The sequence below is a fragment of the Azospirillum brasilense genome, from assembly GCF_008365405.1.
Lineage (GTDB): Bacteria > Pseudomonadota > Alphaproteobacteria > Azospirillales > Azospirillaceae > Azospirillum > Azospirillum brasilense_D.
Genome location: NZ_QOKV01000004.1, coordinates 308,898 through 323,213 on the forward strand (window position 1 = coordinate 308,898; position 14,316 = coordinate 323,213).

13 protein-coding genes are annotated in these 14,316 nt (G+C 69.1%); 2 read left to right on the top strand and 11 right to left on the bottom strand.

The window, feature by feature from the left end:
- Positions 1-106: 106 nt before the first annotated feature.
- The 9 genes from DS837_RS09980 to ccoN form a co-directional block, all read right to left on the bottom strand.
- Positions 107-769, bottom strand: a complete 663-nt coding sequence (locus tag DS837_RS09980; RefSeq protein ID WP_237904659.1) for a Crp/Fnr family transcriptional regulator — start codon at positions 767-769, stop codon at positions 107-109.
- A gap of 207 nt (positions 770-976) precedes the next feature.
- Entirely contained in the window at positions 977-1,114 is a 138-nt protein-coding gene (ccoS, locus tag DS837_RS32630; RefSeq protein ID WP_247889849.1) for a cbb3-type cytochrome oxidase assembly protein CcoS, read from the bottom strand.
- A complete protein-coding gene (locus DS837_RS09990) occupies positions 1,068-3,536 on the bottom strand; it encodes a heavy metal translocating P-type ATPase (RefSeq protein WP_149164588.1) in 2,469 nt (822 codons plus the stop codon). The genes ccoS and DS837_RS09990 overlap by 47 nt, the downstream gene beginning before the upstream one ends.
- A 48-nt stretch (positions 3,537-3,584) precedes the next feature.
- Entirely contained in the window at positions 3,585-4,109 is a 525-nt protein-coding gene (locus tag DS837_RS09995) for a FixH family protein (RefSeq protein WP_149164589.1), read from the bottom strand.
- Between the two features lie 46 nt (positions 4,110-4,155).
- Positions 4,156-5,694: a cytochrome c oxidase accessory protein CcoG gene (gene ccoG, locus DS837_RS10000; protein WP_149164590.1), complete on the bottom strand. Its 1,539-nt coding sequence runs from the start codon at positions 5,692-5,694 to the stop codon at positions 4,156-4,158.
- Positions 5,695-5,975: 281 nt separating this feature from the next.
- The gene (gene ccoP, locus DS837_RS10005; RefSeq protein ID WP_149164591.1) at positions 5,976-6,863 is read right to left on the bottom strand and encodes a cytochrome-c oxidase, cbb3-type subunit III; all 888 of its coding nucleotides are present in this window, start codon (positions 6,861-6,863) and stop codon (positions 5,976-5,978) included.
- Between the two features lie 3 nt (positions 6,864-6,866).
- Complete coding sequence (locus DS837_RS10010) at positions 6,867-7,028, bottom strand: cbb3-type cytochrome c oxidase subunit 3 (RefSeq protein WP_014238792.1); 162 nt, start codon at positions 7,026-7,028, stop codon at positions 6,867-6,869.
- 13 nt (positions 7,029-7,041) lie between these two features.
- A complete protein-coding gene (ccoO, locus tag DS837_RS10015) occupies positions 7,042-7,782 on the bottom strand; it encodes a cytochrome-c oxidase, cbb3-type subunit II (protein ID WP_145623071.1) in 741 nt (246 codons plus the stop codon).
- Between the two features lie 19 nt (positions 7,783-7,801).
- On the bottom strand, positions 7,802-9,298 hold the full coding sequence (gene ccoN / locus DS837_RS10020) for a cytochrome-c oxidase, cbb3-type subunit I (protein WP_145623072.1): 1,497 nt from the start codon (positions 9,296-9,298) through the stop codon (positions 7,802-7,804).
- 246 nt (positions 9,299-9,544) lie between these two features.
- On the opposite strand from ccoN, the gene DS837_RS10025 reads away from it, so the two are divergent.
- Both DS837_RS10025 and DS837_RS10030 read left to right on the top strand, forming a co-directional pair.
- Positions 9,545-10,075: a hypothetical protein gene (locus DS837_RS10025; RefSeq protein ID WP_149164592.1), complete on the top strand. Its 531-nt coding sequence runs from the start codon at positions 9,545-9,547 to the stop codon at positions 10,073-10,075.
- 117 nt (positions 10,076-10,192) lie between these two features.
- On the top strand, positions 10,193-11,401 hold the full coding sequence (locus tag DS837_RS10030; protein ID WP_149164593.1) for a class I SAM-dependent rRNA methyltransferase: 1,209 nt from the start codon (positions 10,193-10,195) through the stop codon (positions 11,399-11,401).
- A 146-nt stretch (positions 11,402-11,547) separates the two neighbouring features.
- On the opposite strand, the gene DS837_RS10035 is transcribed toward DS837_RS10030, so the two are convergent.
- Both DS837_RS10035 and DS837_RS10040 read right to left on the bottom strand, forming a co-directional pair.
- Positions 11,548-12,909 (bottom strand): class I SAM-dependent RNA methyltransferase, encoded by a 1,362-nt coding sequence (locus DS837_RS10035; RefSeq protein ID WP_149164594.1) that lies wholly within the window; start codon positions 12,907-12,909, stop codon positions 11,548-11,550.
- Positions 12,906-14,309: a multicopper oxidase family protein gene (locus tag DS837_RS10040; RefSeq protein WP_149164595.1), complete on the bottom strand. Its 1,404-nt coding sequence runs from the start codon at positions 14,307-14,309 to the stop codon at positions 12,906-12,908. Before DS837_RS10040 ends, DS837_RS10035 begins: the two co-directional genes overlap by 4 nt.
- Positions 14,310-14,316 lie beyond the last annotated feature (7 nt).

A 14,316-nucleotide genomic window follows, 5' to 3' on the forward strand; every position in this document is an offset into this window, starting at 1 on the left:
GTCCCGCCAGAGCGGGATCGCACGAAAGATGCGAATTTTTGCTGGAATACGACATATCAGATCACGAACAATGCTCGAAGCAATCGTTTCGTGTTCGGAAAGAGGCTCAGCAGCCCTCGGCCATGTCGTAGATGGCGTCCATGTCGCTGATCAGGACCTTGTTGCCTTCCTGCAGCGAGATTGCCCCGGCGGTCTTCAGCTGGGTGAAGGTGCGGCTCACCGTCTCGGTGGTCAGGCCCAGGTAATCGGCGATGTCGGCCCGGCTCATCGGCACGTAGACGGGGTTTTCCTTGTGCCCGCGCCGGGCGGCGCGCTGGGACAGCATCAGCAGGAAGGAACAGATCTTCTCCTTCGCCGTCTTGCGGCCGAGCAGCAGCATCTGGTCTTGCGCCGCCGCCAGTTCGTTCGAGGCCATGGAGAAGAGACGGCGCTGCATCTTCGGGAACTCGTCCATCAGCGCGTCGATCTTCTTGCGCGGAAAGCGGCAGAGCGTCGCCGCCGTGACCGTTTCCGCGGTGTAGGCGTAGCTCTCGTTGACGGCCAGCCCCAGGAAGTCGCCGGTGACGAGGAAGCCGGTGATCTGGCGGCGCCCATCCGGCAGCAGCTTGTAGAGCTTCACGGTGCCGGCGGTGACGTTGTAGAGCGCGTCCGCCGCGTCGCCCTCGCTGAACAGGGTCTGTCCGGCTTCGACGCGGGACGTCTGGAGGATGTCGGCGAGACGGCGCAGTTCCTCGGGGTCCAGGGCGGCGCAGACGGTCAGACTGCGCACGGGACAGGCCCCACAGGGATTCATCTCACTCGCCGCGCCCTTTTCGCGGGCGCGCCCCATGTCAAAGGGTGGCATGGCATGACCCAACCCTTAGCCGTACAACGCTCCCATAATCGTCATATTCGGTCTGTTTCGCAACGGTGCTCGCAAGGGCCGTGGCCGAATTGCCATACGAATGCCTTATGAGCGGCCCGCCGGAGCGACCGATCAGCGCCCTTTCGGCGGGGTCGACGGCTCGGCGTTGGGGCGCGGCGGCTCGTCGTCGAACAGGATGCGGTGGGCCGCCCCGTCGAGATCGTCAAACTGCCCGGACTTGAGAGCCCACAGGAACGCCCCCAGGCCCATCAGCCCCAGGCTCAGCGCGATCGCGATCAGATAGAGAAGCTCGGTCATCGGTCAGGTCCTTGGTCACCGCGCCGCGGCTGAGCCGCAGGGCGTTGGCGATAACGATCAGGGAGGAGGAGGACATGGCCAGCGCCGCCAGCAGCGGCGTCAGCATGCCCGCCATGGCGATGGGCACCGCAAACAGGTTGTAGACCAGCGCGATGGCGAAATTCTGGCGCACCAGCCGCCCGGAGCGGCGGGACACCTCGAACGCCTCCAGGATGGGGCGCAGGCGGCGGCCCTGGAACACCACGTCGGCGGCGGTCTGGCTGACGTCCACCGCGGTGGACGGCGACATCGACACGCTGGCCGCGGCCAGCGCCGGGGCGTCGTTCAGCCCGTCGCCGACCATCAGCACCTTGCGGCCCTCGGCGGCGAGCGCGTCCAGAACGGCGGTCTTGTCGGCGGGCGTCTGGCCGGCCCGCCAGTCCTCGATGCCCAGTTGCGCGGCCACGGCGGCCACCGCGCCGCGGCGGTCGCCGGACAGCAGCCGGACGTCGAGGCCCCGCGCCCTCAGCCCGCGCACCACCGCCGCGGCGTCGGCGCGCGGCGCGTCGAGGAAGGTGATGCGGACCGGGACAGCGCCGGGGCGGGCCAGCCACAGCTCCGGCCCGGCGGCGTCCTCCGCCGCGTCCGGCGCGCCGGTGAAGGCGCGGCTGCCCAGCCGGATCTCGCCTTCCGGCCCGTCCAGGGCGAGGCCGGCGCCAGGGACCTCGCGCACGCCGGCGGCGACGGGCACGCTGGGCAGCGCGCGGGTCAGGGCGCGGGCCAGCGGATGGCGGCTGGCCCCGGCGAGCGCCGCGGCGAGGCGCAGGTCGTCCTCGGCCACGCCGTCGAGCTGCGGGACGGGGCGCCCCTCGGTCAGCGTGCCGGTCTTGTCGAAGACCACCGTGTCGATGACGGCCAGCCGCTCCAGCGCCGTGGCGGTCTTCAGCAGGATGCCCTGCCGCATCAGCCGCCCGCTGGCGATCACCTGCACCACCGGCACGGCGAGCGCCAGCGCGCAGGGGCAGGTGATGATGAGGACGGCGACCGCGTTCATCAGCGAATCCTGCCAGGGCAGCCCGCCGAGCAGCAGCCAGCCGAGGAAGGTGCCCAGCGCCGCCACATGGACGACCGGGGCGTAATGGCGCGACACGCGGTCGGCGATGGCGACGTATTTGGCGCGGCCCTGCTCCGCCACCTCCATCAGCCGGACGATCTCGGCCAGCAGCGTGCCCTCCCCCACCGCCGTCACGGTCACGCGCAGCGGGGCGGTGAGGTTGAGCATGCCGGCGAACACGCGGTCGCCGGGGCGCACGCTGCCCGGCACCGTCTCGCCGGTGATCAGGGCGGTGTCGAGGTCGGACACGCCGTCGGCCACCGTGCCGTCCACCGCGACCCGCTCGCCCACCGCAACCAGCACGGTGGAGCCGGGGCTGACCTGATCCGGCGGGACGATGGCGCTGCGCCCGTCCTCGTTCAGCACGGTCACCGAGGTGGCGTGCAGGCCGAGAAGCTGCTCCGCCGCCGAGCGCGCCCGGCCGCGCGCCCGCTGGTCGAGGTAGCGCCCGATCAGCAGGAAGAACAGCAGCATCATCGCGCCGTCGAAATAGGCGTGCTGGCCGCTGTTGATCGTCTCGAACAGGCTCATGCCGGTGGCGAGCAGGACGCCGATGGTGATCGGCACGTCCATGTTCGTCCGCCCGCGGCGCAGCGCCTGGAAGGCCGAACGCGCGAAGGGCCGCAGGGCGTAGGCAATGGCCGGCATGCAGACCAGCGCCGACAGCCAGTGCATCAGGTCGCGGGTGGCGGAGCCCATGCCCGTCGCGTGCCCGGCCCAGACCGACACCGACAGCAGCATGACGTTGCTGGCCCCGAAGCCGGCGACGGCCAGCGAGCGCAGAAGCTCCTTCTCCGTCTTCGCTTGAGCGTCGCCCAGACGTTCCGGGTCGAAGGGCACGGCGCGGTAGCCGATGCGGGCGACGGTGTCGACGACCGTGTTGGCGTCGGTCTCGGCCTCGCGCCACGTCACCGACAGGCGGCGCGTGGTCATGTTCAGCCGCGCGTGGGTCACCCCCGGCTGGCGGGCCAGCGCCGTCTCGATCAGCCAGACGCAGGCCGCGCATTGCAGCCCGTCGACCATCAGGTGCAGCGAGGCGGTGCCGTCCTCGGCGTGCTTGGCGTGGGGGGCGTAGTCGAGCGGCGGTGCCTCGCCGTCCGGGCGCAGCGGCCGGGCGGCGGGATCGACGCAGCGCCGCTCGTAATAGCGTTCCAGCCCGAGCCCGCGGACGAGATCGTAGGCCGCCGCGCAGCCGGTGCAGCAGAAGGGGCCGGCGCCGTCGGAGGCGGTGGTGCCGGTGCCCTCGGGATGCTCCTGCCCGCAGTGGAGGCAGACGGTCATGTCACGGAACCCGTATGCTTGTTTGCCGTAGGTTTGGGCGCTGGGCGCTTACTTGACGAAGAGGCGCTGCTCGTCCTGGTAGTCGCCCGTGGAATGATGGATTTCCACGCGCAGGTCCCACTGGCCGGGCAGCGGCAGCGCCACCGGGGCGGCGAAGCGGCCCTCGCCCAGATAGGGCAGGTCGAGGCGCACGTCGTGGCCCTCGCTGGTCGGGCGGATGAAGGCGACCTTCACCTCGGCGTCCTTCAGCAGGTTGCCGTGCTTGTCGTGCAGCGTCAGCGCCAGGATGCCCTTCTGCGCCTCGGTGCTGGTGAAGTCGGTGGCGACCTTCCAGCCACGCTCGGCCTGGGCGCGGGCGCCGGCCAGATCCTCGTTGTACTTCAGGCCCTTCATGAAATGCTGTTCGGTCTGGACGCCGGTCCAGCTCGACAGGGCGAAATGCAGCATCACGCCGTTGACCGCGATCACGACGGCGAAACCGGCCACGAAGATCCAGGGGATGTACCAGCCGGGCTGGCGGCCGGTCCGGCGGGGCGGGGTGCGGCGGGTTCCGGCGTCGGTGGACAGCGTCATCGTCGTCTTGACCTTTGGTGAATGCAGCGCGAAGAGCCGGTCGGGATCAGTTGGCCGGCCCCATGAAGACGGAGTCATAGGTCGCCACCTCACCATCGGCCGAGGTAAGCCTGAAGGTAAGGGGCTGGGAGGCGCCTTGCAAACCGGTGCGCGGCGCGGTCACGAAAATTCTGTAGGTCGCCACCATGTCCGGATCGGCGGTCAGGCGCTGGGTGCCGGCCTGCTCGTCCTGGCCGTCGCCGGCCACCGACAGGCTGGCCTCCGCCACCCCGGAGACCGCCAGCGTGTAGGCGCGCGGGTCGCGGGTCATGTTGGAGATCTTGAAGGTGTAGGCGTTGCGCACCGACCCGTCGGACAGGGTCACGAACAGCGGGGCGCGGTCGCGCAGAACGCTGATGTCCAGCCCCGGCTTCAGCAGCAGCCCGACGCCGATGCCGCCGGCGATGACCAGCATCATCAGCGTGTAGAGGATCGTGCGCGGGCGCAGCAGGCGGAAGGGCACCGGCTGCCCGCCGGTGGCGATGGCCACCTGGCTGGTCTGGGTGTCGAATTTGATGAGGCCGGTCGGCCGCCCGACCTTGGTCATGATCTCGTCGCAGGCGTCGACGCACAGGCCGCAGCCGATGCACTGCATCTGCAGCCCGTCGCGGATGTCGATGCCGGCGGGGCAGACCTGGACGCAGTTGAAGCAGTCGATGCAGTCGCCCAGCCCCTCGGCCTCGCGCTCCTCCCAGCTCTGCGACTTGCGCAGCAGGCTGCGGCCCTCGCCGCGCCAGTCCTGGTAGGTGACGATCAGGCTGTCCTCGTCGATCATCGCCGACTGGAAGCGCGGCCACGGGCACATGTAGGTGCAGACCTGCTCCCGCGCGAAACCGGCCAGCAGATAGGTGGTGGCGGTGAACAGGCCGATGAAGCCGAGCGCGGTCGAGGACACCTCGAAGCGCAGCATGTCGCCGAGCAGTGTCGGCGCGTCGGTAAAGTAGAAGATCCAGGCGCCGCCGGTCGCCAGCGCGATCAGCAGCCAGATCAGGTTCTTCAGAACCTTGCGCCCGGCCTTCCGGGCGGTCCAGGCGCCCTGGTCGAGGCGGATGCGCTCGCCGCGGTCGCCCTCGACCAGCCGCTCGACCCAGACATAGAGGTCGGTCCACACCGTCTGCGGGCAGGCGTAGCCGCACCAGACGCGGCCGGCCAGCGAGGTCGCCAGGAAGAGGCCCAGCGCCGCCAGGATCAGGGCGCCGGTCAGGTAATAGATCTGCTGCGGCCACAGCTCCACGAAGAACAGGTAGAAGCGCCGGTTGGCGAGGTCGAGCAGCACCGCCTGGTCGGGGGCGTTCGGCCCGCGGTCCCAGCGGACCCAGGGCAGCACGTAGTAGATCGCCAGGAGAACCGCCAGCGCCGCCCATTTGATGCGGCGGAAGGTGCCGTGCACCGCCTTGGGATAGACCTTGGTGTGCTTCTGGTACATCGAGCGCGACGCGCGGCGCGGCGCCTTCGGCGGGGCGGCGGGTGCGTCCGCAGCCGGCCGCGCCATCGTGCCGGTTTGGAGTTCCGTCTGGGCCGGCGGCTGTTCGGTGGTCGTGCTCATGACCTCGCCCTCTTCTTCTGGCGTCCGCCGTGCGGGCGGTTTGGCCATGCCGACGTGGTTCGGCGGTGGCATGGGGACTATGGCGGCACAACGTCACAGGGGCATTGCGCTGGATCAAAGGATTCCAGGGGCCTCCCCGGGGTCCGGCGCCCGCTGTCCCCTTCCCCTGAGCGCAAGCCGGAAAAAGAAAATGCCGGGGAGTCGCCTCCCCGGCACCGAAGTCCGGCGGACCCGCCAGGGGGGCGTCCCCCTCCCCGGCCGGTCCTTCCTGGCTGGACGGCTTACTTGCCGCCGCCCAGGTTGTGGACGTAGACGGCCAGCGACTTGACCGTCGCGTCGTCCAGACGCTTCGACCAGGCGGGCATCACGCCGGCGCGGCCGTTCGTGATGGTCTCCACCAGCGTGGCCTTGTCGCCGCCATACAGCCAGTTGGCCGTGACGAGCGGCGGAGCGCCGACGTCCATGCCGACCGCGACCGAGCCCTGGGCGCTGTCGCCGTGGCAGGCGGCACAGTTCTCGTCGTAGACGGTCTTGCCCTTTTCCGCGGCGGCGGCGTCGGTCGACCGCTTGTTCAGCGACAAGACGTACTCGGCGACCTGGCCGATCTGCTCGCGGTTCAGGATGCCGTCCCGGCCGAAGGCGGTCATGCCGATGCCGACCGTCCCGCGGGTGTCGCCGTCATCCGCACGGATGCCGTGCTGGATGGTCTTGTAGATGTCGGCAGAGGTGCCGCCCCACAGCCACACGTCGTCGGCGAGCGTCGGGAAGCCCTTGGCGCCCTGGCCGCCGGCGCCGTGGCAGGCCGCGCAGTTCTCGTTGAAGTAGGAGCGGCCGCCAGCCATCGCGAAGGCAAGGAGGTCCTTGTTCTTCTGGATGTCCTCGACGGAGGTCGCCGCGATGGCCGTCAGGTACTTTTCCTGGGCCTTCTTGCCGTCGGCGACCTTCTGCACCAGCTCCTCGCGCTGCGAGTAGCCGAGCAGGCCCTTCGTGTAGCTCTTGCCCAGCGGCCAAGCCGGATAGAGCACGTAGTACACGAGGGACCACGCGATGCAGACGTAGAAGATGTACAGCCACCACTTGGGCAGGGGGTTGTTCAGCTCCCGCAGGCCGTCCCACTCGTGGCCGGTGGTCTCGACGCCGGACAGGGCGTCCTTTTCTTTCTGTGCCATGGCCTAAAACTCCTGACCATCTTCCTTGAGCGGGATCCGGGAGGCGTCTTCGAACTTGCCCCGGTTGCCTGGCCACATGGCGTAGACCACGATGCCGGTGAAGAGCAGGGCCAACCAGACGGTCCAGAAGGACCGCAGGGCGACAGTGATCGAATCCAAGTCCATGGATCCCTCCCGGTTACTGCTGGAGCTGCTTGGGCGACTGGTACTTGGTGAAATCCACCATGGTGCCCAGGACCTGCAGGTAGGCCACCAGCGCGTCCATTTCGGTGACGCCCTTGTTGCCCGTGAAGTTCGCCACGACGGCCTTCGGGTAGCGCTTCATCAGACCGGCCGTGTCGGCGTCCGGGTTCTTCTGCGCTTCGAGGTCGGCCTTGGCGCTGGCGATCTGCTCGTCCGTGTAGGGGACGCCGACGATGCGCAGGGTCTTCATGTGATCCTGGATGTCGGAGTACTTCAGCGGACGGTCCTTCATCCAGGCATAGCCCGGCATGATCGACTCCGGCACCACGGCGCGCGGTTCGACCAGATGGGCGACCTGCCAGTCGTTGGAGTACTTGCCGCCCACGCGGGCCAGGTCCGGACCGGTGCGCTTGGAGCCCCACTGGAAGGGATGGTCGTACATGCTTTCCGCGGCCAGCGAGTAGTGACCGTAACGTTCCACCTCGTCGCGGAACGGACGGATCTGCTGGCTGTGGCAGTTGTAGCAGCCTTCGCGGTAGTAGATGTTCTGGCCAGCCAGTTCGAGCGGCGAGTAGGGACGGACCCCATCCACCTTCTCGATCGTCGACTCGATCGTGAACAGCGGGACGATCTGGACGAGGCCGCCGATCGACACGGTGATCAGGATCAGGACGATGAGCAGAAGCGTGTTCCGCTCGATCGTGTCGTGACTAAAGCCCTTTTTTTGCTCAGCCATTTTCTCAGTTCCTCCGGCGTCAGGCCGCACCGACCGCCGCCTTGTGCGGGGCGGAGGCATAGGGCTTCTCGATGCGGACGTCACCCTTGGCCGTGCGCCACAGGTTGTAGACCATGATCAGGGCACCAGCCAGGAACAGGACGCCGCCCAGAGCACGGATCACGTAGAAGGGATGCATGGCCGCGACCGTCTCGACGAACGAGTACTGGAGGAAGCCGAGGTTGTCGTAGGCGCGCCACATCAGGCCCTGCATGATGCCCGACACCCACATGGCGGTGATGTAGAGCACGATGCCGATGGTGGCGGTCCAGAAGTGGTAGCTGACCAGACGCAGGCTGTAGAGCTGCGAGCGCTTCCACAGGACCGGGACCAGATAGTAGATCGCGCCGAAGGAGATGAAGGCCACCCAGCCGAGCGCACCGGAGTGCACGTGGCCGATCGTCCAGTCGGTGTAGTGCGACAGGGCGTTGACCGGCTTCACCGACATCAGCGGGCCCTCGAAGGTCGACATGCCGTAGAAGGCCACCGACGTCACGAGGAAGCGCAGGACCGGATCGGTGCGCAGCTTGTCCCAGGCACCCGACAGGGTCATGATGCCGTTGATCATGCCACCCCAGGACGGCATCCACAGCATGACCGAGAAGGTCATGCCCAGCGTCTGCGCCCAGTCCGGCAGGGCCGTGTAGTGCAGGTGGTGCGGGCCGGCCCAGATGTAGAGGAAGATCAGCGTCCAGAAGTGCACGATCGACAGGCGGTACGAATAGACCGGCCGCTCCGCGCGCTTCGGAACGAAGTAGTACATGATGCCGAGGAAGCCGGCGGTCAGGAAGAAGCCGACCGCGTTGTGGCCGTACCACCACTGCACCATGGCGCTCTGCACGCCCGAGACGAACGGGTAGGACTTCATCCCGGTCAGCGACACCGGGACGTTGACGTTGTTGCCGATGTGGAGGATCGCGACGGTCAGGATGAACGCCATGAAGAACCAGTTGGCGACGTAGATGTGCGACTCCTTGCGGGTCATCACCGTGCCGACGAACTGGATGGCGTAGAGGACCCAGATGACCGTCAGGTAGAGGTCGAGGATCCACTCCGGCTCCGCATACTCCTTGCCCTGGGTGTAGCCGAGCACGTAGCTGAGCGCCGCCAGGACGATGAAGATGTTGTAGTTCCAGAAGACGAACTTCGCGAGGCCCTCGCCGCCGAACAGGAACTGGCGGCTCGTGCGCTGCACGGAGTAGAGCGAGGTGGCGAACAGGACGTTGCCGCCGAACGCGAAGATCACGGCCGAGGTGTGGACCGGCCGCAGGCGCCCGAAGCTCGTCCACTCAAGGCCGAGATTCAGCGCCGGAAAAGCGAGCTGCAGTGCGATGAAGACGCCGGCCAGGAAGCCGACGACACCCCAGAACACTGAAGCGATGACGAAGAGTCGGACGGCGTCTTCGTAGTAACGCACATTTTCCGACACCCGCTGGCTGCCCAGGGCGGCCCCTGGCGTCAGAGTCGCTGATGTCATTCAATCTCTCCCGTTTGCCCCGGGCGGCTCGGGCCGCTTCCCCTGAGGTTGCACCACCGCTGGGTACGTACTGTTAAGGAGGGGGGCAGGTTCACATACGATGCACTTCTTATGCGGACGCCGGTTGCGCCTGCCTCCAATAATCCCAATATGTGTAGGGGTGGACCTTGCAACATTGATCTACGTCAACGACCGGTCTTACCGGTGCCTGCCATCGTTCACCGTCCTTCACGCGGTCGGACGGGCATGGACGAAAGCTTCATCGCGAAACCTCTCGGTCAGCGTCAGATCGACCAGGCCTATCCGCTGGTGCGGGCCATCTTCCCGGACTTGCCGGTGGAGCAATGGCGCGCATTTGCCGCAGCACTTATCGGGCCGGTTGATACCCCCGCGGCGCCGGCCGGCATCATGACCGTGCAGAACGCACGGGGGTACCTCCATGGACTTTTCTCATACGCTATTGCGGAGCATCTTCGCCATGGCCGAATTCTGGCCGTGGAGAATTTCGTCGTGCTCGACCTGTTCGACATGACGGGCCCGGCGGAGACTTTGCTGCGTTCCATGGATCGTCTGGCGCGCAGCCACGGATGCACGGCGATCCACACCTCCCTGCCGGAAATGCTGGCCGGGGAGACCGGGGCGCGCGGGTCCTTGCTGACCTGCTTTCACCAGGACGGGCACCGCACGGAAACCTTGCGGCTGTGCAAGGCGATGGACGGCGCCAACGACAACCGCGCGCATCGGTCGCAGGCGGAAAGCCCGCTCGGCATCCCGTAAACCGCGCCGCAAGCGTCAGGCCCCCCGTCCCATCCCGCGAATCCGGGCCCCGTTTCCCACGACTCCAGCGATGTGACCGTTTGCTCGGCGGGCGCGAGCGGCTAGGATACGGCCATCATGACCGACACCCCCACCACCCCCGTCAAATACCGGGCGATCCATCTGCAGGCCGGCCGCCAGCGGCGCGTCCTGCACGGCCACCCCTGGGTCTATTCCAACGAAGTCCAGATGGACACGGCGGCCAAGGCCATCCCGCCGGGCAGCCCGGTGCGCCTGCTGGACCCCGGCGGGAAGCCGCTGGGCATCGCCACCTTCAACCCGCACACCCTGATCGCCGCGCGGATGCTCTCCGGCGACCCGGCGACGGTGGTCGACCACGCCTTCCTCGCCGGGCGGCTGAGGAGCGCGGTGGCGATGCGCGAGGCGCTGTTCGACCGGCCCTACTACCGCGTCGTGCATGCGGAGGCCGACGGGCTGCCGGGGCTGATCGTGGACCGCTACGGCGACGTGGTGACGGTGCAGGCCAACAGCGTCTTCATGGACCAGCGGATCGACGCCATCCTCGCCGCCATCGACGAGGTGCTGGCCCCGCGCGCGGTCATCCTGCGCAACGACAGCACCCAGCGCGCGCTGGAAGGGCTGCCCGAGGAAAGCCGGCTGGTGAAGGGCGAGATCGACGGCCCGATCCGGCTGGAGGAGAACGGCGCCACCTTCTTCGCCGACCCGCTGGGCGGGCAGAAGACCGGCTGGTTCTACGACCAGCGCGACAACCGCGCCTTCATCGCCAAGCTGGCGAAGGGCAAGCGGGCCATCGACTTCTTCAGCTACAACGGCGGCTTCGGCGTGCTCTGCGCCGTCGAGGGCGCGTCGTCGGTGGTGTCGGTCGACCGCTCGCAGGGGGCGCTGGACAACGCCACCCGCGCGGCGGAGGCCAACGGGGTAGCCGACCGCTTCGAGGCGCGCCGCGCCGACGCCTTCAACGAGCTGGAGCGGCTGAACGCCGAGGGCGAAACGTTCGAGGTGGTCATCGCCGACCCGCCGGCCTTCGTGAAGTCCAAGAAGGACCTCGCCGTCGGCTGCCGCGCCTACCGCAAGATGACCCGTCTGGCCGCCAAGATCACCGCGCCGGGCGGCTTCCTGCTCTGCGCGTCCTGCAGCCACAACGTCGACCCGCCGACCTTCGCCGAGCAGGTCGCCCGCGGCCTGCACGACGCCGGGCGGACCGGGCGCATCCTGCGCAGCGCCGGGGCCGGGCCGGACCATCCGGTGCACCCGCATCTGCCGGAGTCGGCCTATCTCAAGGCCATCGTGATGCAGTTGGATTGAGTGGATTTCACCACAAAGACACGAAGGCACGAAGATTTTCACGAAGGGGCGTCGGCTGGCGGAGGACCGCTCCGCTTTGCCGGAACTTCTTTGTGATGGTCTTCGTGTCCTTCGTGTCTTCGTGGTGACCCGCTCCCACCGCAGCATCACCGGGTGAACACCCCGACGACCTCGACGTGGGCGGACCACAGGAACTGGTCCACGGGGTAGACGCGGCTCAACGCGTACCCGCCGTCCACCAGAGTGCGGGCGTCGCGGGCGAAGGTCGCGGGGTTGCAGGACACCGCCACCACCCGCGGCACCTTCGACCCGGCCAGGGCCTGCGCCTGGGCGGCGGCGCCGGCGCGCGGCGGGTCGAAGACCACCGCGTCGAACCGCGCCAGCTCCTTCGCCGTCAGCGGGTTCTCGAACAGGTCGCGCCGCTCCGTGGTCAGGCGCAGCGTCCCCGCCGCCTTGGTCAGAGCGGCCAGCGCCGGGGCGTCCCCCTCCACCGCATGGACCGCCGCCTTCCGGGCCAGCGGGACCGCGAAGGTGCCCAGCCCGGCGAACAGGTCGGCCACCCGCTTCGGCTCCCCGATGTTGGCGAGGACGGCGGCAACCAGGGCGGCCTCCCCCTCGGCGCTCGCCTGGAGGAAGGCGCCGGGCGGCGGGGTGACCGGCAGTCCGGCGAAGGACACCGCCAGCGGACGGCGGTGGGCGATGGGCTCCGGCGTACCGCGGCCATCCGGCTGCCGTTCATCGGCCTGCCAGGAGATGCGGGCCACCCCCTCCGCCTCGCCGAAGGCCACCAGCCGTTCCCGCGCCGCGCGGTCCAGGCTGCGCGGGCCGACCAGCACGAGGTCGATCCCACCCTCCAGATCGGTGGCGATCACGTCGCAGCCGCCACCGTCCGGCAGCACCGACAACAGCAGCCCGCGCAGCGGCTCCACCAGGGCGAACAGGTTGGGCCGCAGCACCGGACACTCCGCCAGATCGGTCAGCCGGTGGCTCATCCGCTCGTTGAAGCCGAGCCAGACGCGGCGTCCCCGCTTCAGCGCGGCGAAGCGGGCGCGGCGGCGCGCGGCCGGCGGCGTCCGCGACAGCGGCTCCAGGACCGCGTCGCCCAGCCCGACGCGGGCCAGCGCGCCCTGCACCAGCCCGACCTTCCAGGCGGCGTAGGCGGCGTCCTCCATATGCTGGAGCGTGCAGCCGCCGCAGGTTCCGAAATGGGAACAGGGCGGCGCCGCGCGTCCGGGGCCGGGCTCCAGGATTTCCAGCAGGTCGGCGCGCAGACCGTCTCCCTTGGCGTTGGCGGCGTCCTTCACGGCCACCCGCACGCGGTCGCCGGGGACGGTCAGCGGCACGAAGAGCTTGGCATCTTCGAAGCTGGCGATGCCGTCGCCGCGGGCGCCGACCTCGCCGACGGTCACCTCGGCAACACGGGGGGCGACACGGGGGGCAACACGGGGGGCGGTGCGCGGTTCGCTGCCGCGGGGGGATGGGCGGTGTTTGGGGGCGGGTCGTTTCACGCGGTCACTCTCAGGACGGCCATCATGCCGGTCTCCTGATGCTCCAGAACATGGCAGTGGAGCATCCAGTCGCCGGCCTCTTCGGCCACGAAGGCGATCTCGGCCGTCTCACGGGGGCCGAGCAGGACGGTGTCGCGCCATTCGCGATGCTCGGCCGGCTGGCCGTTGCGCGACAGGACGCGGAAGGGAAAGCCGTGCAGGTGCATGGGATGCCACCAGCCGGTCTCGTTGACGAAGGCGGTCACCTGCGTTTGACCGCGTTTGACGGTGATGAGCGGTTCCAGGTGATGATGCGCCATGGAGGCCACGCCGTTCAGCGCCCAGAAGGGGCCGCGCTGCCCGGCGGTCTTCGGCATGGCGCCGTGCATCCCGCCGTCCAGCACCACGTCCTGGCGGACGGCGCCGGCGAGGTCGGGTTCGGGCAGCGGGTTGGCGGCCAGCGCGACCGGGGCGTCCAGCGGCGAGTCGCGCAAGGGGGCTTCGGCGCCGTAGGTCAGCCGGGTCAGCCGGTAGGCCATGCGCGGGTAGAAGCCGTCGACCACATCGAACCCCTCACCCGGCCTGCCTTCCATGTCGATCACGAGGTCGGCGCGCTGGCCGGGCCCCAGCACCACCCTGCCGTCCGGCGGGGCGTGCGGCGTCACCGGATGACCGTCGAGCGCGATCACCCGCGGCGCGTGCCCCTGGAAGTCGAGCGCGAAGACGCGGGCGTTCGCCGCGTTGATCAGGCGCAGCCGGACGCGCTCCCCGGCGCGGACCGGCACGCGGTCCCGCACCGCGCCGTTGATGGTGACGGTGTTGCCGATGCGCCCGGCGTGGGTGGCGTCCATGGGATGGCCGAAACCGCCGGCCAGCTCCGCCTCCTTCGTCAGGCGCCAGTCGCCGAGCAGCCAGAGCAGGTCGCGGTCGACGCGGATCGGCTCCCGCTCCTCCACGATGAAGGCGCCGGTCAGGCCGTGGGCCACCTGGACCCCGCTGTTGACGTGGGGGTGGTACCAGAAGGTGCCGGCGTCCTTCAGCGGGAATTCATAGTCGAACCGCCCGCCGGCCGGCACCGGCGGCTGCGACAGGCCGGGCACCCCGTCCATGGCGTTGGGAACGCGCAGGCCGTGCCAGTGGATGGTCGTCGGCTCCGGCAGGGTGTTGGCGAAGGCGATGCGCGCCGTGTCGCCCTGGCGGAAGCGCAGTTCCGGCCCCGGAATCCGCCCGTCATAGGCCCAGACCGCCGTGTCGGGAAAGCCCGCCCCCGCCAGATTGACGCGGGCCGGGCCGGCGGACAGGCGGACCGCCTCCCCCTCCCCCACCGCCGCACGGGCCGCGCGCGGCAGCAGAACGGCTCCGGCCAGCAGGGCGGAGCCGGTCAGCAGAGTGCGGCGGGTCAGCGGGAAACGCGGCGGCACGGCGTCC